This window comes from Delftia sp. PX-1, from assembly GCF_055797465.1.
Genome location: NZ_CP184763.1, coordinates 2,567,364 through 2,587,500, shown reverse-complemented (window position 1 = coordinate 2,587,500; position 20,137 = coordinate 2,567,364). Strand labels below are relative to the sequence as shown.

Below are 20,137 nucleotides of genomic sequence, written 5' to 3'. Positions count from 1 at the left end.
ACATCGACTTCGATATTGGCGTCGGCCACCGGGCCCAGGATGCCGTAGGCGATGCCGGGGGTGTCGGGCACGCCGAGAACGGAGATCTTGGCTTCGCCGCGGTTGAATGCGATGCCGGATACGACGGCCTTTTCCATTTTTTCGTCTTCCTCAAAAGTAATCAGCGTGCCGGAGGTGGACTCTTCCTCCAGGTCGATGTCCCAGGGCGTGAAGCTGGAGAGCACACGCATGGGCACCTTGTACTTGCCGGCAAATTCCACGGAGCGGATTTGCAGCACCTTGGAGCCGAGGCTGGCCATCTCCAGCATTTCCTCGAAGCTCACGGTGTTCAGGCGCTTGGCGGCCTGCACCACGCGCGGGTCGGTGGTGTAGACGCCGTCCACGTCGGTGTAGATCAGGCATTCGGCCGCCTTCAGCGCCGCAGCCACGGCCACAGCCGAGGTGTCGGAGCCGCCACGGCCGAGCGTGGTGACGTGACCGTTGGGATCAATACCCTGGAAGCCGGTGATGATGACCACGCGGCCAGCGTCGAGTTCGGCGCGAACGCGCTTGTCATCGATGGACTCGATGCGCGCCTTGGTGAAGCTGCTGTCCGTGCGCACGGGAACCTGCCAGCCCGAGAAGCTGATGGCTTCCAGGCCTTCGGCCTGCAGCGCAATGGCCAGCAGTGCCGACGACGCCTGCTCGCCCGTGGAGGCGAGCATGTCGAGTTCACGGTAGTACGCCGTTTTGGCCGAGCTGGGAGCCAGCTCGCTGGCCAGGCCCAGCAGACGGTTGGTTTCGCCACTCATGGCGCTGGGGACGACCACCATCTGGTGACCGGCCCTAGCCCACTTGGCCACGCGCTTGGCAACGTTGCGGATGCGCTCTGTCGAGCCCATCGAGGTGCCGCCGTATTTATGAACGATCAGTGCCATTGGATATCAGGGTGACGAAACTGCTAGGCACGGCGCTGTACGACAGGGGGTGCTTGTGCAAGCCAGGTGCTCAAGAGGACTGCGCATGTAGCGAAATGTCCGTCCAGACCCGTCTTGCGCAAGCCATTTGGTTTTGGCGCGCCGCCGGTTTTCGTGCAAAGTTGGACCAAAACCTGTCAATTGTACCAATCGAGCACTGACCCCAGGCGCCGCACAAAACCCCTGCCCATCTTGAGATGGATGCGGTGGCCTCGCGTACGGCAAACGCCGACCTGCGCGAGCAGTTGATCGAGCTGCGCGGCGCTCGGGGTGGTGGCATGCACGCTGCGCAGCCAGTGGCGCAGCACATTGGCCTGGCGCGCCGGGCTCAGCGCCTGCAATGCGGCGATGCGGGGCGGGTTGCCCACCGCACCCAGGTCGGCCTGGGCCATCTCCTGCAGGAGCTCGGCCGCTTCGGCGCAATGCCGGCTGCTGCGCGCAAAGGTGGCGCGAAACTGGGGGAAGGCCTGGTGCAACGCCGGCAGCAACTGGGCGCGGATGCGATTGCGGGTGTAGCGGGCATCGGCATTGGAAGGGTCTTCCACCCACTCCTGGCCGCGCGCAGCAAGCCAGTCCCGCAATACCTGGCCAGGCAGATCAAGCAGCGGTCGATACCACGCAAGTCCCGCCCTGCTCCACTGCGCCGGCATGGCGGCCAGCCCCGCAACGCCGGCGCCGCGCGACAGTGCCAGCAGCAGCGTCTCGACCTGATCGTCGGCATGCTGCGCCAGGGCCAGGCTGCGAACGGCAGGCATGGGCACACCACCCTGCGCAGGCCAGGGCTCGGTGGCGGCCTTGATCAACGTGGCGTAGCGCAACTGACGCGCCGCATCCTCAGGGCTTTGGCCCGGCGCGTGGCGCGCATCCACGCGGCAGATCTTCAAGGGGACGGCATGCTGCGCACAGGTTTTTTCACACTGGAGCACAAAGGCATCGGCGGCCGACTGCAAACCGTGGTGCACATGGATGGCGACGACCTGGCCCGGCCAGCGCTCGGCGCAGGCCAGCAGCAACGCAGTGGAGTCCGCTCCGCCGCTGAAGGCAACGGCCAGCGGCAGCGGTGGCGCAAAGCGCTGGATGGCAGCACCCAAGGCGGCGCCTGACGCGACGTCTGACGCGGCGTCTGATGAGGTGTCCGGCAGGTTCTGCGGCAGGTCGGTGATCGGCATTTCCACAGGCTTGGATCAGGTATGGCAGGACTCAGGCCGAGTCCCGGCGCAAAAAGAAAACGGCTCCCAGGGGGAGCCGTTCAGTGTGCCAGAGCGTGGCGCCGGCCTTCAGCGATTGTCTGCCTTGGTATCGGCGAAACGGCCGTAGCTTTGCAGGCGCTCGTAGCGGCGGTCCTGCAGTTCCTTGGGCTTGAGGTCGGCCAGCTGGCGGTAGGCATCGCCCAGCGCACGCTTGAGGAAGGCGGCCATTTGCTTGGGGTCGCGGTGGGCGCCGCCCACGGGCTCGTTGACGATCTTGTCCACCAGGCCCAGGGCCTTGAGGCGGTGGGCCGTGATGCCCATGGCATCGGCCGCGTCCTGGGCCTTTTCGCCGGTCTTCCAGAGGATGGAGGCGCAGCCTTCCGGGCTGATCACGGAGTAGACGGCGTATTGCAGCATCAGCACCTGGTCGGCAACGGCAATGGCCAGTGCGCCGCCCGAGCCGCCTTCACCGATGACGGTGGTGATGATGGGGGTCTGCAGCTGTGCCATTTCGTAGATGTTGCGGCCGATGGCTTCGGACTGGCCGCGCTCCTCGGCCTCGATGCCGGGGAAAGCGCCGGGCGTGTCCACGAAGGTGAAGACCGGCAGGCCGAACTTCTCGGCCGTCTTCATGAGACGCAGGGCCTTGCGGTAGCCCTCGGGGCGCGTCATGCCGAAGTTGCGCAGCGTGCGCTCCTTGGTGTCGCGGCCCTTCTGGTGGCCGATGACCATGCAGGACATGCCATTGAAGCGCGCCAGCCCGCCCACGATGGACTGGTCGTCGGCAAAGTGCCGGTCGCCGTGCATCTCGATGAAGTCGGTGAAGCAGTCGCGCACATAGTCCAGCGTGTAGGGACGCTCGGTATGGCGCGCGATCTTGGTGATCTGCCAGGGCGAGAGGTCGCTGTAGATGTCCTTCGTCAGCTGCAGGCTCTTTTTGCTGAGCTGCTCAATCTCTTCCGAGATATCGACTGCGCTTTCGGTCTGCACGTAGCGCAGTTCCTCGATTTTGGATTCGAGCTCGGCGATGGGCTGCTCAAAATCCAGAAAGTTCTTTTTCGCCAACTTGTTTCTCCTTGTCCCAGCCAGGCACGGTGCATGCGTTCCGGCCGGAAAACGGGGGTTGATCGGGTGTGATCGGTTTGTCTTCAGGCGGCAGGCTGCGTCTCGAGCGAGCGCCAAATATACCAAGTCGCCACGGTGCACCACGGCTTCCAGGCCTCGGCAACCTCGCGCGCCTCGCTGCGGCTGACGGGGTCGCCCGAAAAATAGTTCTGGCTGATGCCCGAGATCAGGCCTGCATCGTCCAGCGGCAGCACATTGGGCCGCTGCAGGTAGAAGATGAGGAACATCTCGGCCGTCCACCGGCCCACGCCGCGGATGGACATGAGCTCAGCCACGATGGCTTCGTCGCTCATGCCCTGCCAGTCGTCCTGGTGCAGGCGGTGCTCGGTGAAATGCATGGCCAGGTCCACCAGGTAGTCCACCTTGCGGGCGGACAGGCCCACGGCGCGCATGTCGTCCACCTTGAGCTTGAGCACCAGGTCAGGCGCCATCCGCGCAGGCAGGCGTGCGAACTTGTTCCACAGCGTCTGCGCGGCCTTCATCGAGATCTGCTGGCCCACGATGGAGCGCGCCAGCGTGGCAAAGGCATCGCCACCGGGCTGCAGGGCCAGGTGGGCAAAGCGCGGGATCAGGCGCTTCATCACGCGGTCGCGGCGCACGAGCTGGCGGCAGGCCTCGGCCCAGTAGGCAGGCGCGCCTTCGGGCGGCGCGGGCAGCGATATCTTGGCCTTGGGCGTGGCGGCAGCGGCCGCTGCGGCGGCAGGCGGCGAGCCTGCGCGCGCGCCCAGCGTCACCACCGGCAGCGGGGCCGGTTGCTGTTCGGGCACGGGCAGATCGGCCACCAGCGGCAACTGCTCGAAATCCATGGTGTCCAGGGGTTTGGCGGAGGCCATCAAAGCACCTCCCCGCACCTGGCGCGGCACGTCTGGCAAGGCATACGGATCAGCCCTTGGCGGCTGCCTCCCAGGTCGTGCCTGCAGGGGAGTCCTTGAGCACGATGCCCTGCTCCAGCAGGGCCTTGCGGATACGGTCGGCCTCGGCCCAGTCCTTGGCCGCCTTGGCGGCTGCGCGTGCGGCAATCTGCGCCTCGATGGCGGCGGCATCCACATCTGCCGCTCCTGCCTGCAGGAAGGCCTGGGGCTCGCCCTGCAGCAAGCCCAGGCATCCGGCCAGGGCCTTGAGCAGGCCCGCCGTCTCGGCACTCTTGCTGCGATTGACTTCTGCAGCCAGCTCGAACAGCACGGCCACGGCCTCGGGCGTGCCGAAGTCCTCGTCCATGGCCGCCTTGAAGCGTGCGGCAGCGGGATGGCTCCAGTCGATGGCGACCTCGGCAGGGGCCACCAGGCTCAGCGCCGTGTACAGGCGCTTGAGCGCGCCGCGCGCATCGTTTAGATGCACGTCGCTGTAGTTCAGCGGGCTGCGGTAGTGGCTGCGCACGACGAAGAAGCGAACGGTCTCTGCGTCGTACTCCTTGAGCACGTCGCGGATGGTGAAGAAGTTGCCCAGCGACTTGGACATCTTCTCGTTGTCCACGTTGATGAAGCCGTTGTGCATCCAGACCTGCGAGAAAGGCTTGCCGGTCGCGCCTTCGCTCTGGGCAATCTCGTTTTCGTGGTGCGGGAACTGCAGATCGGCACCGCCACCGTGGATGTCGAAGCTCTCGCCCAGCATCTCGCAGCCCATGGCCGAGCACTCGATGTGCCAGCCCGGCCGGCCCGCGCCCCAGGGGCTGGCCCACTTGACCTCGTCGGGCTCGCTGGGCTTGGCGCTTTTCCACAGCACGAAGTCCAGCGGGTCCTGCTTGCCGTCCTGCACGGCCACGCGTTCGCCGGCCTGCAATTCGTCCAGCGACTTGCCAGAGAGCTTGCCGTAGCCGGGGAACTTGCGCACGGCAAAGTTCACGTCGCCATCGCTGCCCTGGTAGGCCAGGCCCTTGTCCTGCAGGCGGCCGATCATGGACAGCATCTGCGGCACGTATTCGGTGGCGCGCGGCTCATGCGTGGGGCGTTCGATGCCCAGGGCGTCGGCGTCCTGGTGCAGCGCGTCGATCATGCGGTCGGTCAGCGAACGAATGGTCTCGCCGTTCTCCACGGCACGACGGATGATCTTGTCGTCGATGTCGGTGATGTTGCGCACATAGGTCACGCGATTTCCGCTGGCCCGAAGCCAGCGCTGCACCACGTCGAAAGCGACCATGGAGCGCGCGTGTCCCAGGTGGCACAGGTCGTACACGGTCATGCCGCACACATACATGCGCACATGGCCCGGTTCGATTGGCGAAAACGCTTCCAATGCACGCGACAGCGTGTTGTAGATACGCAAACTCATGGATGTTCATCAGGGGAGAAAGGGCCGCTGCAGGGGGCGCGTCCCACGCGCCGCCGGACCCTTGGCGCCGATGCAGGCATGCTCAGCAGGGAGCAGGAGCGGCAGGCGCAGAGCCCGTGTGACCCAGCACACCCCTCAGCTACAATTCACAGCAGTATAAGCCCGCGCCGCGGGGCGTTTCCCCGAGGCCCCGAAAGCACCTACATGCCTCTACGCAACTCGTTTCGCTCCGCCCTGCGCCTCGCGGCACTGGCGGCCCTGCTCGCAACAGGCCACGCCCACGCCGACGACTATACGGAAGTGAACCAGTTGCTGCGCAACGGCAAAAGCACCCAGGCCCTGGCACGCGCCGAAGCCTATCTTGCCAAGAACGCACGCGACCCCCAGATGCGCTTTCTCAAGGCCGTGGCCCTGACCGACAGCGGCAAGACCGACGAGGCCATCGCCGCGCTGAACCAGCTCATCGAGGACTACCCCGAGCTGCCCGAGCCCTACAACAACCTGGCCGTCATCTACGCAGGCCAGAACCAGCTCGACAAGGCCCGCTCCGCCCTGGAGTCGGCCGTGCGCAACAACCCCAACTACGGCGTTGCCTACGAGAATCTGGGCGACATCCACGCCCGCCTGGCCTACGAGGCCTACGGCAAGGCACAAGGCCTGGACGGCCGTGCTGCCAGCGTGCGGCCCAAGCTCAAGCTGCTGCGCGAATTGCTGGCTCCAGTCACCGGCACCAAATAGAAGACACGGCCCACACGCACGACCCCGGCGCCCAGGCACGGCGGTCTGCGCGCCATTTGGGTCTTGCCACGCCTGCGCGCACGCGCAGGAACCTGCCCGGGTTTTCCCACTCCATCCCCCAGCCCTTTGGCTTTCTCAGGAGATTTGCATGACCACACGCCGCATTGCGTCGCTTTCCCTGGCCGGCATGGCCCTGGCCGCTTCCCTTTGCACCGCCCTGCCCGCCATGGCGCAGAACGCCACACCCAAGGTGCAGCTCAAGACCAGCATGGGCGACATCGTGCTGGAGCTGAACGAGGCCAAGGCCCCCAAGACCGTGGCCAACTTCATGCAGTACGTGCGCGACAAGCACTATGACGGCACGGTGTTCCACCGCGTGATGGACGGCTTCATGATCCAGGGCGGCGGCATGGATGCCAGCCTCAAGGAAAAGCCCACGCGCGCGCCGATTCCGCTGGAAGCGGACAACGGCCTCAAGAATGACCGGGGCACCATCGCCATGGCGCGCACTGGCAATCCCAACTCGGCCACCTCGCAGTTCTTCATCAACGTGGTGAACAACGACATGCTCAACGCACCCAAGCCTGACGGACACGGCTACGCCGTCTTCGGCCGCGTGGTCCAAGGCATGGATGTGGTGGACAAAATCCGCACGGTGGCCACGGGCAACCAGGGCATGCACCAGAATGTACCCACCAAGCCGGTGACCATCCTCTCGGCCACCGAAGTCAAGTAAACCGCGCGCCGCGCCCAGCGTGGCACGCCCCTGCCCTCCACCCAACAAGGAATCGCCATGAGCAATCCCCAAGTCGAACTCCACATCGCCGACCACGGCGTCATCACCCTCGAACTCGACGCCGCCAAGGCCCCCAAGAGCACCGAGAACTTCCTAGCCTATGTGAACAAGGGCCACTACGACAACACCATCTTCCATCGCATCATCGATGGCTTCATGATCCAGGGCGGCGGCTTCGAGCCCGGCATGAAGCAAAAGGGCACCGATGCGCCCATCGAGAACGAGGCCAAGAACGGCCTGAAGAACGACAAGTACACCATCGCCATGGCCCGTACCGGCGACCCGCACTCGGCCACCGCCCAGTTCTTCATCAACGTGGCCGACAACGGCTTCCTGAACCACACCTCGCCCAGCGCCCAGGGCTGGGGCTATGCCGTGTTCGGCAAGGTGGTCAAGGGCACCGAGATCGTGGACAAGCTTCGTGGCGTGAAGACCGGCCGCAACGGCGGCCACCAGGACGTGCCCAAGGATGACGTGATCATCGAAAAGGCCGTGGCCCTGTAATCAGGCGCCCTTCCGACAAGGCGGCTGCCCCCTTGGCGTGCAGCCGCCCTGTTGTCCATGCACATGGCCCGCCCCTGGCCGTGCCCATGGACAACAGCCCTGCTCCAGAGCCTTCCCCAGCCTTCATGCAGCGCCCTTGCCGGGCGCGCACCCGCCCATGGCCCAGACCGCCGCACCTCGCCCTCCCTGCGTGCCGCCCATTGCGGCCGAATGGACACTGCCCGCGGCCTGGCGCACGCTGGACTTCATCTCCGACCTGCACCTGCAGGCCTGCGAGCCCGCCACCGTGCAGGCCTTTCGCCGCTACCTGCACGCCACGCAGGCCGATGCCGTCTTTCTGCTCGGTGACCTGTTCGAAGTCTGGGTGGGCGACGACGCCTTGCTGGATCCCGGCAGTTTCGAGTCCGATTGCGCCGCCACCCTGCGCGAGGCCGCCGCCCGCAGGCCGCTGTTCTTCATGCAGGGCAACCGCGACTTCCTGACCGGAGCGCAGTTCGATGCGCTGTGCGGCACGACCACGCTGGCCGACCCCACCGTGCTCGACTGCGGCGACCAGCGCATCCTGCTCAGCCATGGCGATGCCTTGTGCCTGGACGATACGGACTACCAGCGCTTTCGCGCCATGGCGCGCTCCGCCGCGTGGCAGGCGGCCTTCCTGGCGCAGCCGCTGCCGCTGCGCCGCGAGCAGGCACGCGGCATCCGGCAGGAGAGCGAATCGCGCAAACGTGAATCGGCCGGAGCGGACGCAGCCGCCCCCTCCGCCAGCCACACCGCCGCCATGCCCACCTATGCCGACCTGGATGCCGAGGCCACGCGCAGCTGGCTGCGCGCCGCACGCGCCGCCACCCTGGTCCACGGCCACACGCACCGCCCGGCCGACCATGAACTGGGCGATGGCCTGCGGCGTGTGGTGCTCAGCGACTGGGATTTGGCAGCCGCCGTGCCGCGCGCCGAAGTGCTGCGCTGGGAGCAGGGCCAGGGCCTGCGGCGCCTGCCGCTGTCCGAAGTACTTGAACAGGCGCCCCAACGATGAGCCTCTGGCGACAACTGGGCCACTGGGTCCGGCGGCTGGGCCGCCGCGCACGCTCCGCCGTCTCGCCGGTGCCTGAGATTCCAGCGCCGCTGTGGCTGTCCACGCTGGCCGCCTACCCCTTTCTTTCCTCGCTGACGCTGGAGGAGCAATCGAAGCTGCGCGCACTGGCCGCCGTCTTCCTGCAGCGCAAGCGCTTCCACGGCGCGCACGGCCTGCAAGTGAGCGACGCCATGGCGCTGGAGATTGCCGCCCAGGCCTGCCTGCCACTGCTGCACTGGGGCGAGCCGCAGGGCGCGCTGTCCTGGTATGACGACTTTGTCGGCATCGTGGTGCACCCGGGCGATGCCGTGGCACGGCGCCAGAGCATGGACGAGGCCGGCGTCATCCACGACTACGACGAAGTGATCATGGGCGAGGCCATGCATGGCGGCCCCGTCATGCTGAGCTGGCAGGCCATCGGCGCAGGCCGCGGGCCGCATGCCAGCCACCACGGTCACGGCGGCCAGGCCGCCAACGTGGTGATCCACGAATTCGCCCACAAGATCGACATGCGCAACGGCGGCGCCGATGGCTGCCCGCCCCTGCCGCCCGGTTTCATGGGCAGCGGCTCCGCGCGCCAGGCCCGCGAGATATGGCAGGCCGCCTGGGCGCCGGCCTACGACGCCTTCCGTGAGCAGATCACCATCGCCGAACGCTTTGGCGGCGAATGGCCTTGGCTGGACGGCTATGGCGCCACGGCGCCCGCCGAATTCTTCGCCGTGGCCTGCGAAGCCTTCTTCGTGGACCGCGCCCGCTTTGCCCTGGAATTCCCCACGCTGGAGCCGCTGCTGGCTGCGCTCTTCAAGCCGGCCACCCGTCACCCCTGATCGGAGCAAACCTCCTTCAGCGTCTGGGCGAACAGGCGCTGCTCCTCGTACTGCCCGCCCGCCTTGCGCTCGAACAGGGTGATGGGTGGCAGGGTCCAGCCAAAACGGTGGCGCACGATGCCCACGCCCGCGATGCGCACCAGTTCCTCGGCAATGTCGGCCGGCACGATGGACACGGCCCGCTCATTGGCCGCCACCAGTTCGCCGATCACCTTGGCCGAGAGCGTTTCCACAAACGGCGGCGGTGGCTCCACGCCCGCGCGCAGAAAAAAGTCGGTGATCTGCTCGCGCATGGGCGTGCGGCGCTGGCCCAGCACCCAGTCAAGCCCCGTGAGTTCGGCCCACTGCAGAGGCCGGCGCCCCAGCCGCGTGGCCAGGCTGCGGTGGGCGATCAGGCGAGGCTCCTGCTCATAAAGCACGCTGTGCCGTATGCCGCTCATGTCCAGCACGGCCGAGGCGCGGCCAATCACGCAGTCCAGCTCATGTGCGCGCAACTTTTGCAGCAGGCGGTCGCTGGTGTCCTCATGCAGCGTGACCGTGATGCGCCGGCCTTGCGGCCGCGTCCTGCCGATGGCCTCGGCCAGCATGCGCGCCGGCAGGAAGGGGATGACACCCACCTGCAGGTGCGCCGCACGCTGCTGCCCCACGGCCTCGATGTCGTGGGCCCAATGGTCCAGATCGGCCAGCATGCCCCGGGCGCGCGCCAGCACCAGCGCACCCAGCTCCGTAGGCTCCATGCCGCGCGCAGAACGCAGGAACAGCGGCGCGCCGAACAATGACTCCAGCTCGGCCAGGGCCTGGGTCACGGCGGGCTGGCTGGTGGCCATGCGCTCGGCCACGCGGGTCAGCGTGCCCAGCTCGCTGATGGAGCGCAGCAGCAGCAAATGCTTCATCTTCAAACGCGTGGCCATGCGGTGGGCCAGTTGGGCAGTGGTCGATGCAGTGCGGTTTTGCGGCATGGCTTCAGGCGTGGCGCGTCATAAGCAAAACCATATTGAACAATAAAAACAAACGAATTTCTGCTTATGCATGCGTTCCAGAATTCCTGCGTCTTGCACACCCAGAACGAAAGGACCAGGCAGACCATGGATGGCATGTTTTTCATCATCGCGCTGGGCGCGGCGGCGGCCGGATTCGTGCAGGGCCTGTCGGGCTTTGCCTTCGGCATGGTGGCCATGTCGTTCTGGGCCTGGGTGCTGGAGCCGCGCGATGCGGCCGTGCTCACCGTCTTCGGCTCGCTGCTGGGCCAGGTGCTGTCGGCCATCACCGTGCGGCGCGGGTTTGCGCTGGCAAAGCTGCTTCCCTTCATCCTGGGCGGTCTTGCCGGCATTCCGCTGGGTGTCTTGCTGCTGCCGCACCTGGACATGGCCTGGTTCAAGGCCCTGCTGGGCGGCATGCTGGTGCTGTGGTGCCCGGTGATGCTGCTGTCGGCCCGCCTGCCCAGGCTGGCGCGCGGCGGCAGTGTGGCAGACGGCGCCGTGGGCCTGGCGGGCGGCGTGATGGGCGGACTGGGCGGCTTCACGGGCACGCTGCCCACGCTGTGGTGCACGCTGCGCGGCTACCCCAAGGATGAGCAGCGCTCGGTCATCCAGAACTTCAACCTGTCCATGCTGGCCGTGACCATGGCCACCTACCTGGGCACCGGCATGGTCGCGCGCAGCATGCTGCCGCTGTTCGCCATCGTGGCGCCGGCCATGCTCATTCCATCGCTGCTGGGCTCCAGGCTCTATATCGGCATCAGCGAGATGCGTTTCCGGCAGATCGTGCTGGGCCTGCTGTGCCTGTCCGGCGTGGCGCTGCTGGCCTCCTCGGTGCCGGTGCTGCTGCAGCGCGCGGGCTGAGCGCGCCGAACGCGCTGCCGGGAAGGCCTGGAACCAAGCCTGCGGGCTGCAGCAGATGACCAGGCAACGGCAGCAACACGTGCAGGGGCTGGGCAATGAACTGGCCGCCGCCAAGAAGGATCTGCAGCGCGCGCAAGACTGGGCACTGCCTTCGAAAAAAGGCGGGGCAGGAATCGCTCCCTGCTCCGCCTTCAGGCGCCCGCCGCGTGGCGGGAACGCCTTCTTCTCCCTCGATGGCGCATCAGTACCGCGCGTCGGCCGGCTTCTTGTCCTTGGGCCAGTCCTTGTGCTTGTTGGCAAAGTCCGGGCGCGGCTGGTGGCTGAAGTACTCGGCCACGTCCACGGCCTCCTGGTCGCTGAGGCCGCCCTGGCCCAGCGGGAAATTGCCATGGAAGGCGATGGGCATGTTGCGCTTGACGAAGGCCGCTGCCGTGTAGGTGCGCGCCATGCCCGCGCCGATGTTGAAGGACTGGTCACCCCACAGCGGCGGATAGACCCACTGTCCCTTGGCATTCTTCACGCCTTCGCCCTCGCCGCCATGGCAGACCGCGCACTGGGCCGCATAGACCTTCTTGCCGTTGTCCACGTTGGGCACGATGGACTGGCTGATCTTGCCCACGCCCCGGCCTTCGACCTTGTCCTCGGGCTTGGTTTCGCGGCGCATCCAGTCGAAGTAGGCGACCATGGCCTTGATCTCGTCGGACTCCAGCGGCAGGGGCTTGCCGTTCATGGAGCGCAGGAAGCAGCCATTGATGCGGTCCTCCAGCGTGATGACGCGGCCCGCGCGCGGCGCATAGCCAGGAAAGAAGGCCGAGACACCGATGTAGGGCGAACCATCGGCCACCGTGCCCGCGTTCAGGTGGCAGCTGGCGCAGTTCAGCGCATTGCCCACATTCCTGGGCAGCAGGTCACGCGTCTCTATGTTCAGGCGGGCGCCGTAGACCAGTTGCTTCGCGTTGGATTCGTCCAGCATGGCGGCCAGGCGCGGCGTCTCGAAGGGGCGTGCGCTTTCGCCCTTGGCATCGAGCTGCTTGCGCATGGATTGCACCTCCTTGGCATGGATCTCGCGCGCATCGGCACGGCCCCAGCTCTTGCGGGCGAAGTTGAGGATGTCGGCGATCTCCGCATCCTTGAGCTGTGCGAAGGCCGGCATGGTCAGCGGCCGTGCATGGCTTTGCGTGACGGGCGCCTTCCAGCCCACCAGCATCAGATGGATCAGCGTGGACGGGTCCTGCGACTGCAGCGAAAAATTGCCGGCCAGTGGCGGGAACACGTCCTTCACGCCGCCGCCATCGGCACGGTGGCAGTCGGCGCAGAACTGCAGATAGCCCAGACCGCCCCGGCTGGCGTAGAGATCCGCAGGCACGTCGGAAGACACTGCCGACGTGGCGGACGGCGCATGCCCGGAGGCCTGCGGCGCCGGATGCGGGGCGATGACCGGCCCCGGCCCCTGGGCCACCTGCATGGGCAGGTCGTTCTTGCCTGCGGGCAGCGACTTCAGATAGATGCCGATGGCCAACAGGTCCTCGTCACTCATGTACTGGGTGCTGTGCTGGACCACATCGACCATGTTGCCGGAGACCGTGCCGTGGCTGTTGCGCCCGGTCTTGAGCAGTTGGGCGGTCTCCTCGGGTGTCCACAGGTCGCGCAGGCTCAGTGCGCGCCAGTTCTCCACGGTCTCGCCGGCCAGGAAGTACTCGCCCTTGCGGCCCTCGCCGGTCATGGTCTTTTCCTGGAAGCCCACGCCGCGCGGCGTATGGCAGGCGCCGCAGTGGCCCAGGCCCTGCACCAGGTAGGCGCCCCGGTTCCACTGGGCAGTTTGCTGCGGTTGGGGCTGGAAGGGCGCGTCATCCAGAAACACCCAGTTCCACAGCGCCAGGCCCCAGCGCTGGTTGAAGGGAAAGCCCAGGTCGGACTCCTTGTTGGCCGCCTTCACGGGCGCCACGCCCTGCATCAGGTAGGCATACAGGGCCTGCATGTCCTCGGCCGTCATCTTGGCGTAGGAGGGATAGGGCATGGCCGGGTACATGTTGCGGCCATCGGCCGCCACGCCCTTGCGCATGGCGCGGTCGAACTGATCGAAGCTGTATTTGCCCATGCCCGTATCGGCGTCAGGCGAGATATTGGTGGAATAGATCTTGCCGAATGGCGTCTCCAGCGCCAGGCCACCGCCCATGGGCTGTGTTTTATTTCCGGTATGGCAGGCCACACAATCACCCAGTCGCGCGATATAACGGCCACGGTCTACCAGGGTTCTTTGCTCGGCGGTCAGGTCCGCCGCATAGTCGGCGGGCAGGTCATCGATGATCTGCGGCATTTGCGCATGATCCACCTCGGGCGCCGGCGCCGAGATGGCGAGCTGCCATGCGGCAGCCGACAGCACGGCCACGCACAGCAGGCCTTGCTTGAGCGAGAGTTTCATCGTCTTCTATCCCGTGAAATAAATTATTATTGAAAGAGAAAATAGGATATTGACGAGATATTCCACCCAACGCATGCAACCATTGCAGCAAATATCAATCTCTTTGCGCAATATCTTCTTATATATACAAATTCTAGTGGAATCACCCTATTTTTTGATGCAAGCCGACGAAAAAGATAAGCCACTTGCGCATTTAACGCGGGCTTAATCCATCCACAGGAAAAGTGGCGGCGCAAATGGGGCGCAGCAATGCAAAGCGGCCCCGCGAAGGGGCCGCCATGTGTACATCCCGGGGATGCCGGGTGCGTGGACAGGCTCGGCTCAACCCGCGTGGATCATCCGGCGCGCGGCCTGCGCCACGCTGTGTGCATCCACTCCAAAGTAGCCGCGCAGCGCCGCACGCGTGTCGCTGCGGCCGAAGCCGTCCGTGCCCAGCGTGAGGAAACGGCGGCCTGCGGGCAGGAAGGCGCGCACGGTCTCGGGCACCGCGCGCACATAGTCGGTGGCGGCAATCACCGGGCCCTGCGTACCTTGCAGCAGCTGCGCGATCCAGGGCTGGCCAGGTGCCTCGCCCGCCAGCATGCGCTGCTCGCAGGCCACGCCATCGCGCGCCAGCTCGCTCCAGCTGGTCACGCTGACCACGGTGGCGGCCATGCCCTCGCTGGCCAATTGCTCGGCGGCCTTGAGCACTTCGGTGAGGATGGCGCCCGATCCCAGCAAGGTGACATGCTGCGTGGCACGGTCCGCATCGCCAAAACGGCTGAACACATAGGCGCCGCGCAGCACGCCTTCGGCAGCGCCTGCGGGCAGGTCGGGCTGGGCATAGTTCTCGTTCATCAGCGTGACGTAGTAGAAGACATCGCGCTGCTCGACCAGCATCTCGCGCATGCCGGCGTCCAGGATCACGGCCAGCTCGCCGGCATGCGCAGGGTCCCAGGCCTTGCAGTTGGGAATGGTGGCCGCCACCAGATGGCTGGAGCCGTCCTGGTGCTGCAGGCCTTCTCCGCCCAGCGTGGTGCGGCCCGAGGTGGCGCCCAGCAAAAAGCCGCGCGCCCGCTGGTCGGCCGCCGCCCAGATGGCGTCGCCCACGCGCTGGAAGCCGAACATGGAGTAGTAGATGTAGAACGGAAGCATGGCCAGGCCGTGCACGCTGTAGCTGGTGGCCGCCGCCGTCCAGCTGGCAATGGCGCCGGCCTCGCTGATGCCCTCCTCCAGGATCTGGCCGTCCAGCGCCTCGCGGTAGGACAGCACCGAGCCGATGTCCTCGGGCGCGTAGCGCTGGCCCAGGCTGCTGTAGATGCCCACCTGCTTGAACAGGTTGGCCATGCCGAAGGTGCGCGCCTCGTCGGCCACGATGGGCACGATGCGCGGGCCCAGCTGCGCATCCTTGAGCAGGCTGCCCAGCATGCGCACGAAGGCCATGGTGGTGCTCATTTCCTTGCCGGCAGGCGCCAGCGCGAACTGGGCGTATTGCTCCAGCGCTGGAACGGGCACGCGGTCGCACACCGTTTCGCGGCGCGGCAGTGCGCCGCCCAGGGCCGTTCGGCGCTCGCGCAGGTACTGCATCTCGGCACTGTCATCGGCAGGCTTGTGGAAGGCCAGGCCCTTGGCCTGCTCGTCGCTCAGCGGCAGGTTGAAGCGGTTGCGGAACTCGATCAGGTCGGTCTCGTCCAGCTTCTTCTGGCTGTGCGTGGTCATCTTGCCCTGCCCGGCCGAGCCCATGCCGTAGCCCTTCTTGGTATGGGCCAGGATCACCGTGGGCTGGCCGCGATGGGCGGCAGCCGCTGCATAGGCCGCATGGATCTTCACCAGATCATGGCCGCCGCGCTTCAAGCGGTCGATCTGCTCGTCCGTCAGGCCCTGGGCCAGGGCGGCGAGCTCGGGGTTCTGTCCAAAGAAATGCTCGCGGTTGTAGCGGCCGTCCTTGGCGGCGAAGGTCTGCATCTGCCCGTCCACCGTGCCGCCCAGCGTGCGTGCCAGGGTGCCGGTGATGTCGCGAGCCAACAGCCCGTCCCAGTCGCTGCCCCACAGCAGCTTGACCACGTTCCAGCCCGCGCCGGCGAACAGCCGCTCCAGTTCATCGACGATGCGGCCGTTGCCGCGCACCGGGCCGTCCAGGCGCTGCAGATTGCAGTTGACCACCCAGACCAGGTTGTCCAGCCCCTCGCGCGCGGCCAGCGTGAGGGCACTCATGCTTTCGGGCTCGTCCATCTCGCCGTCGCCGAACACGCCCCAGACCTTGCGCTCCTGGCAGTCCAGCAGGCGGCGGTGCGTGAGATAGCGCATGAAGCGCGCGTGGTAGATGCTGCTGATGGGGCCTATGCCCATGGAGCCCGTCGGGAACTGCCAGAAATCGGGCATCAGCCAGGGATGGGGATAGCTGGACAGGCCTTGCGCGCCAGCGGCCGGCGCGCTGATCTCCTGCCGATAGTGCTGCAGGTCCTGCTCGCTCAGCCGCCCTTCCAGGAAGGCGCGCGCATACACGCCGGGGGCGCTGTGCGGCTGGAAGAACACCAGGTCGCCTCGGTGCTGGCCCGGCGCCAGCCCCTCCCGGGCATGGAAGAAATGGTTGAACCCGGTCTCGAACAGGTCGGCCGCGCTGGCGTAGCTGGCGATGTGCCCGCCCAGCTCGCCATAGGCCTGGTTGGCGCGCACCACCATGGCCAGCGCATTCCAGCGCATGATGGACGCCAGCCGCTCCTCCATGGCCAGGTCGCCCGGAAACACCGGCTGCTGCTGCGCGGCCACGGTGTTCACATAGGGCGTATTCAGGTCGGGCTGCCAGCCCAGGCGCTGCTCGCGCGCCATGCGCGCCAGCTCTTCGAGCACGAAGCGCGCGCGCTGCGACCCCTCGGCGGCGACCAGGGCCGCGAAGGCCTCCCGCCATTCGGTGGTTTCCTGGGGATCGGTATCGATATCGGCCAGCGTGGCCAGCGGCGTGGGTGCGTTCATGCCCGCCACTTTAGGACTGGCGGACCGGCATGAGCAGCCGTTCATGGATAAGGGAAACGCCATATTCCAGCATTTCATGCCGGCATCTACATAAAATCCGGCACATGAAACTGGACACCATCGACTTGCGCATTCTGGCCGAGTTGCAAACGGACGGCTCGCTGTCCAACGTGGAGCTGGCGCGGCGTGTGCACCTGTCGCCCTCGCCCTGCCTGGCGCGCGTCAAGGCGCTGGAGAAGGCCGGCGTGATCGCGCGCTATGTGGCGCTGGCCAATGCGTCGGCCCTGGGGCTGGGGCTGAACGTGTTCATCAACATCAGCCTCAAGTCCCAGGCCAAGGAATCGCTGGCCGACTTCGAGCGCCGCATTGCCGAGCACGACGAGGTCATGGAGTGCTACCTGATGAGCGGCGACGCCGACTACCTGATCCGCGTGGCCCTGGCCGACATCGGCGCGCTGGAGCGCTTCATCGTGGAGCAGCTCACGCCTATTCCGGGCATAGAGAAGATCCGCTCCAGCTTCACCCTCAAGCAGGTGCGGTACAAGACCGCCCTGCCCCTGCCGGCCGCAGGCTGAGGCGGATGGAGACTGGCCTCAGCCCGCAGGCTTGGCCATCTCGCCGGTGGCGATGCGGCGGCGCAGCTCGCCCAGCACGGCCTTGAGGCGGCGCTCGTTGTCCAGCCCCACGCGCACCAGCATCTTCTGGCCGCTGGACAGGGCCTGCAGCTCCGGGTCGGCGTATTCGTAGCGCACCCAGGGCTGGACGGAAGGCACCTCGCCCTCCACCTTGGTCAGCCTGACCTGCACCGGGCCCGCGGGCTCGGGCGCGGCGCGCAGATGGTCTATGACGGCAATGAGACGATCGTTGAAATAGCGGCTGGGATAGCCCAGGTCTTCATAGGCGGTCTGGAACAGGGGATACAGCCGGGCATAGAGCTTGACGGCCCCGTCCATGGGAATGGACTCGGCGAAGGCCACGAAGGCCTTGTAGCGTGCGGCGTTGGCGGGGGAGATGGCCTGTGCCTCCCCGGCCTCCGCCGCGCCCTCCACCGTGAAACGCTGCGGCGCGGGGTGCACGGGCCAAAGCCGTGCAGGGGCCTGGGAGCGGGTCAGGTTGTCCACGGTGGCCACGGCGCGGCGCACAAAGCCGTCCATCTGCAGAAAGCTGCCTGCCTTGTCACGGCCCAGCAGGCCGTTGAGGGCCTGGGCGACATGGGCGTCGGAGTCCTGCAGCGCGGGCAGGCCGGGCGCGGGTGGCTCCAGCGCATCGACAGGGTTCTGGGGCTCGGTCAGCTCGGGCGCGGGGACGGGTTCAGGCTCGGCAGGCTGGGCGGGCGCCTCTGCCACTTCGGGCGGCGCCTCGGGCACGTCGGCGGGACGCCACCAGTACCACCAGGCTGCGCCCCCCACGGCGGCAGCCGCCAGTACCGCTGCGGCGATGCCGAAAGCCGATGGGCCGGAGGATCTGGCGCGGGGGCGGAAGTCTTGGGGGTCGCGTTCTGGCATGGAGGGGTCCTTTGGCTTGGGCAGGGGGCTGGCAGCACAGTTGCCGCAGGACGTGCGACAGCAAAGCACAACCGGGGTTCCCGGGCTTTCCTGACACCAGCCCCTGACTGGTGTTTATAAGCCGCCCCGCTGCCCGCGCAGGCCCTTGTGCGCGCCAGGCAACAAGGCGTTACCCGGCTTACGCGGCGAGCCTGCGCACAAGAAGGGGGCGGTGCAGCAGGCTCAGCCCTGCGTGCCCAGATCCTGGAGCCAGGCCATGGCGGCCTGCAGCTCGTCGGGGCGGATCTCATGCATGCTCGGGTATTCGTGGTAGCTCAGTTGCAGCGGCAGGCGCTGCACGTGGCTGCGAATGGCGTGGGCGCTGGTCAGCGGGATGACGTTGTCGTAGGTGCCGTGGCTGACCCAGAGCGACTTGCCGTCGAAGGCCGCGTCAGGAGCCTGGTGCGGCAAGGCCTCGGGCAGCAGGCGGCTGTGCCAGCACATGGCGGCGCGCAGCAGCGCGGGCTGGGTCAGCAGCAGGCTGAGCGCCATGATGCCGCCCTGGCTGAAGCCGCCCGCCACGGTACGCTGGGCAGGAATGCCCAGCCGCGCGCCGGCCTGCTGCACGGTCTGGGCCACCAGGGCGCGGCTGTGCTCTTCCTGCGATGCGTGGATGTGGCGCGTGCCGTTGGCATCCACCGTGAACTGGAACCAGGCATGGGCACTGGGCCCCATGGAAAACGGGGCACGCAGGCTGAGCACGTGGAACTGCGGCGGCACGAACGATGCGAGGCCGAACAGGTCCTGTTCATTGCTGCCAACGCCATGCATGAGCACCAGCAGCCAGGGCTGCTGCCCCGGTGCGGGTTGTGCGGGGCGCTCCAGCGCCAGCAGGGGCAGGTCGATCATCACGGACTCCTTGGTTTTTAAGCGATTTCCGGGACCGGGGTGGTCCCGGGCAACGCGCCATTGTGGCGCCTCGCCAAGTCCGCGGGGGCAGGAGGTTATGCCGCCTGCGCGTCCTCGAAGGCCATCGCATCCATGGCCAGGATGGAGTACATGACTTCGCGGCTCAGATACCGAGGCCGCGCCGTGGCGCCGGCCGCGCCCAGGGCGAAGTACAGCGGCATGAAGTGCTCTTCGCTGGGATGGGCGCGCCGGGCCGAGGGAGCGCGTGCGCGGTAGTCCAGCAGCGCGGGCAGGTCCTGCGCCTGCAGGCGCGACTCGATCCAGCGGCTGAAATCCTGCACGTAGGGCGAGGAGGCGCTGGAGCCGCCGACGGCATGGTCGTCCTGCAGGCCATCCTGGCTGCGCAGGGCCTGCACGGCGTCGTCCACCCACACCGTGGCCTCGCCCGTGCCGCCCCGGAATTCGGCCAGGTTGTGCGTCATGCTGCCGGAGCCGACGATGAGCACCCCCTCATCGCGCAGCGCCGCCAGGGCCGCGCCCAGCGCATGGGTTTCGGCCGGCCCGGCCGAGGCGGGAAGGGACAGCTGGATCACTGGCAGGTCGGCATCGGGCAGCAAATGCATCAGCGGCACCCAGGCGCCGTGGTCGAAGGGCCGCTGCGCGTTGGCGGTGGAGGCAATGCCTGCGGCCTGCAGGCGCTTCATGACTTCCTGCGCCAGCTGGGGCGCGCCGGGGGCCGGGTACTGCAGTTCGTAGAGCGCGGGCGGGAAGCCGCCGAAGTCGTGCCAGGTGGAGGGCGTGGCTCCGGTCATGACTTCCACGCCATGCGACATCCAGTGCGGCGACATGATGACCACGCCGCGCAGCGGGCCGTGGGCCTGGCGCAGCGCCCTGCCCCATCGCGCGAGCACGGGGCCGGTTTCGCCCGGCTCCAGCGCGAACATGGGCGAGCCGTGGGAGACATAGAGCACGGGCAGCCGAGTGCCGGCCGAAGCGGCTATGGAGGAGGCGCCGGAATCGAGGGAAGCGTGGAAATCTTGCATTCCCCTAATG

General features: G+C 67.0%; 18 protein-coding genes (1 of these 18 running past the window's edge). 7 read left to right on the top strand and 11 right to left on the bottom strand.

Annotated elements, in window-relative coordinates; all coding sequences use genetic code 11:
- From ACN20X_RS11875 to cysS, 5 genes are all read right to left on the bottom strand, one after another.
- On the bottom strand, window positions 1-917 hold the 5' portion of the coding sequence (locus tag ACN20X_RS11875) for an aspartate kinase (protein ID WP_016450530.1). The gene continues 349 nt to the left of window position 1, outside the view; 917 of the gene's 1,266 nt are visible here — the first part of the coding sequence; it begins with the start codon at window positions 915-917; its stop codon lies off the left edge, out of view.
- A 176-nt stretch (window positions 918-1,093) separates the two neighbouring features.
- Window positions 1,094-2,125: a tRNA lysidine(34) synthetase TilS gene (tilS, locus tag ACN20X_RS11870; protein WP_338497212.1), complete on the bottom strand. Its 1,032-nt coding sequence runs from the start codon at window positions 2,123-2,125 to the stop codon at window positions 1,094-1,096.
- 108 nt (window positions 2,126-2,233) lie between these two features.
- Window positions 2,234-3,211: an acetyl-CoA carboxylase carboxyltransferase subunit alpha gene (locus ACN20X_RS11865; protein WP_016450532.1), complete on the bottom strand. Its 978-nt coding sequence runs from the start codon at window positions 3,209-3,211 to the stop codon at window positions 2,234-2,236.
- Between the two features lie 83 nt (window positions 3,212-3,294).
- Window positions 3,295-4,104, bottom strand: coding sequence for a DNA-3-methyladenine glycosylase family protein (locus ACN20X_RS11860; protein ID WP_016450533.1), 810 nt, complete (start codon window positions 4,102-4,104; stop codon window positions 3,295-3,297).
- Window positions 4,105-4,153: 49 nt separating this feature from the next.
- A complete protein-coding gene (gene cysS / locus ACN20X_RS11855) occupies window positions 4,154-5,539 on the bottom strand; it encodes a cysteine--tRNA ligase (protein ID WP_047219658.1) in 1,386 nt (461 codons plus the stop codon).
- A 204-nt stretch (window positions 5,540-5,743) separates the two neighbouring features.
- Here cysS and ACN20X_RS11850 point away from each other — a divergent pair, with 204 nt between their 5' ends.
- The 5 genes from ACN20X_RS11850 (at window position 5,744) to ACN20X_RS11830 (ending at window position 9,476) form a co-directional block, all read left to right on the top strand.
- A complete protein-coding gene (locus tag ACN20X_RS11850) occupies window positions 5,744-6,277 on the top strand; it encodes a tetratricopeptide repeat protein (RefSeq protein WP_016450535.1) in 534 nt (177 codons plus the stop codon).
- Window positions 6,278-6,425: 148 nt separating this feature from the next.
- Window positions 6,426-7,013: a peptidylprolyl isomerase gene (locus ACN20X_RS11845; protein ID WP_016450536.1), complete on the top strand. Its 588-nt coding sequence runs from the start codon at window positions 6,426-6,428 to the stop codon at window positions 7,011-7,013.
- Window positions 7,014-7,070: 57 nt separating this feature from the next.
- Entirely contained in the window at window positions 7,071-7,577 is a 507-nt protein-coding gene (locus tag ACN20X_RS11840) for a peptidylprolyl isomerase (protein WP_016450537.1), read from the top strand.
- 157 nt (window positions 7,578-7,734) lie between these two features.
- On the top strand, window positions 7,735-8,610 hold the full coding sequence (locus ACN20X_RS11835) for a UDP-2,3-diacylglucosamine diphosphatase (RefSeq protein WP_126311681.1): 876 nt from the start codon (window positions 7,735-7,737) through the stop codon (window positions 8,608-8,610).
- A complete protein-coding gene (locus ACN20X_RS11830; RefSeq protein WP_016450539.1) occupies window positions 8,607-9,476 on the top strand; it encodes a M90 family metallopeptidase in 870 nt (289 codons plus the stop codon). The genes ACN20X_RS11835 and ACN20X_RS11830 overlap by 4 nt, the downstream gene beginning before the upstream one ends.
- On the opposite strand, the gene ACN20X_RS11825 is transcribed toward ACN20X_RS11830, so the two are convergent.
- Window positions 9,467-10,435 (bottom strand): LysR family transcriptional regulator, encoded by a 969-nt coding sequence (locus tag ACN20X_RS11825; RefSeq protein ID WP_151019580.1) that lies wholly within the window; start codon window positions 10,433-10,435, stop codon window positions 9,467-9,469. The two genes, ACN20X_RS11830 and ACN20X_RS11825, sit on opposite strands and share 10 nt — an antisense overlap.
- Before the next feature lie 126 nt (window positions 10,436-10,561).
- On the opposite strand from ACN20X_RS11825, the gene ACN20X_RS11820 reads away from it, so the two are divergent.
- The gene (locus tag ACN20X_RS11820; protein WP_026062448.1) at window positions 10,562-11,317 is read left to right on the top strand and encodes a sulfite exporter TauE/SafE family protein; all 756 of its coding nucleotides are present in this window, start codon (window positions 10,562-10,564) and stop codon (window positions 11,315-11,317) included.
- A 241-nt stretch (window positions 11,318-11,558) separates the two neighbouring features.
- On the opposite strand, the gene ACN20X_RS11815 is transcribed toward ACN20X_RS11820, so the two are convergent.
- Both ACN20X_RS11815 and mdeB read right to left on the bottom strand, forming a co-directional pair.
- The gene (locus ACN20X_RS11815) at window positions 11,559-13,739 is read right to left on the bottom strand and encodes a c-type cytochrome (RefSeq protein WP_392442801.1); all 2,181 of its coding nucleotides are present in this window, start codon (window positions 13,737-13,739) and stop codon (window positions 11,559-11,561) included.
- A 321-nt stretch (window positions 13,740-14,060) separates the two neighbouring features.
- Window positions 14,061-16,691, bottom strand: coding sequence for an alpha-ketoglutarate dehydrogenase (mdeB, locus tag ACN20X_RS11810; RefSeq protein WP_151019583.1), 2,631 nt, complete (start codon window positions 16,689-16,691; stop codon window positions 14,061-14,063).
- A gap of 104 nt (window positions 16,692-16,795) precedes the next feature.
- Between mdeB and ACN20X_RS11805 the strand changes: the two genes are divergently transcribed.
- On the top strand, window positions 16,796-17,266 hold the full coding sequence (locus ACN20X_RS11805; RefSeq protein ID WP_012204416.1) for an Lrp/AsnC family transcriptional regulator: 471 nt from the start codon (window positions 16,796-16,798) through the stop codon (window positions 17,264-17,266).
- Window positions 17,267-17,284: 18 nt separating this feature from the next.
- Here ACN20X_RS11805 and ACN20X_RS11800 read toward each other — a convergent pair whose 3' ends face one another.
- The 3 genes from ACN20X_RS11800 to ACN20X_RS11790 form a co-directional block, all read right to left on the bottom strand.
- A complete protein-coding gene (locus ACN20X_RS11800; protein ID WP_047219662.1) occupies window positions 17,285-18,196 on the bottom strand; it encodes a DUF3014 domain-containing protein in 912 nt (303 codons plus the stop codon).
- Between the two features lie 222 nt (window positions 18,197-18,418).
- Window positions 18,419-19,084, bottom strand: a complete 666-nt coding sequence (locus tag ACN20X_RS11795) for an alpha/beta hydrolase (RefSeq protein WP_016450545.1) — start codon at window positions 19,082-19,084, stop codon at window positions 18,419-18,421.
- Window positions 19,085-19,179: 95 nt separating this feature from the next.
- A complete protein-coding gene (locus ACN20X_RS11790; protein ID WP_473210635.1) occupies window positions 19,180-20,127 on the bottom strand; it encodes a dioxygenase family protein in 948 nt (315 codons plus the stop codon).
- Window positions 20,128-20,137 lie beyond the last annotated feature (10 nt).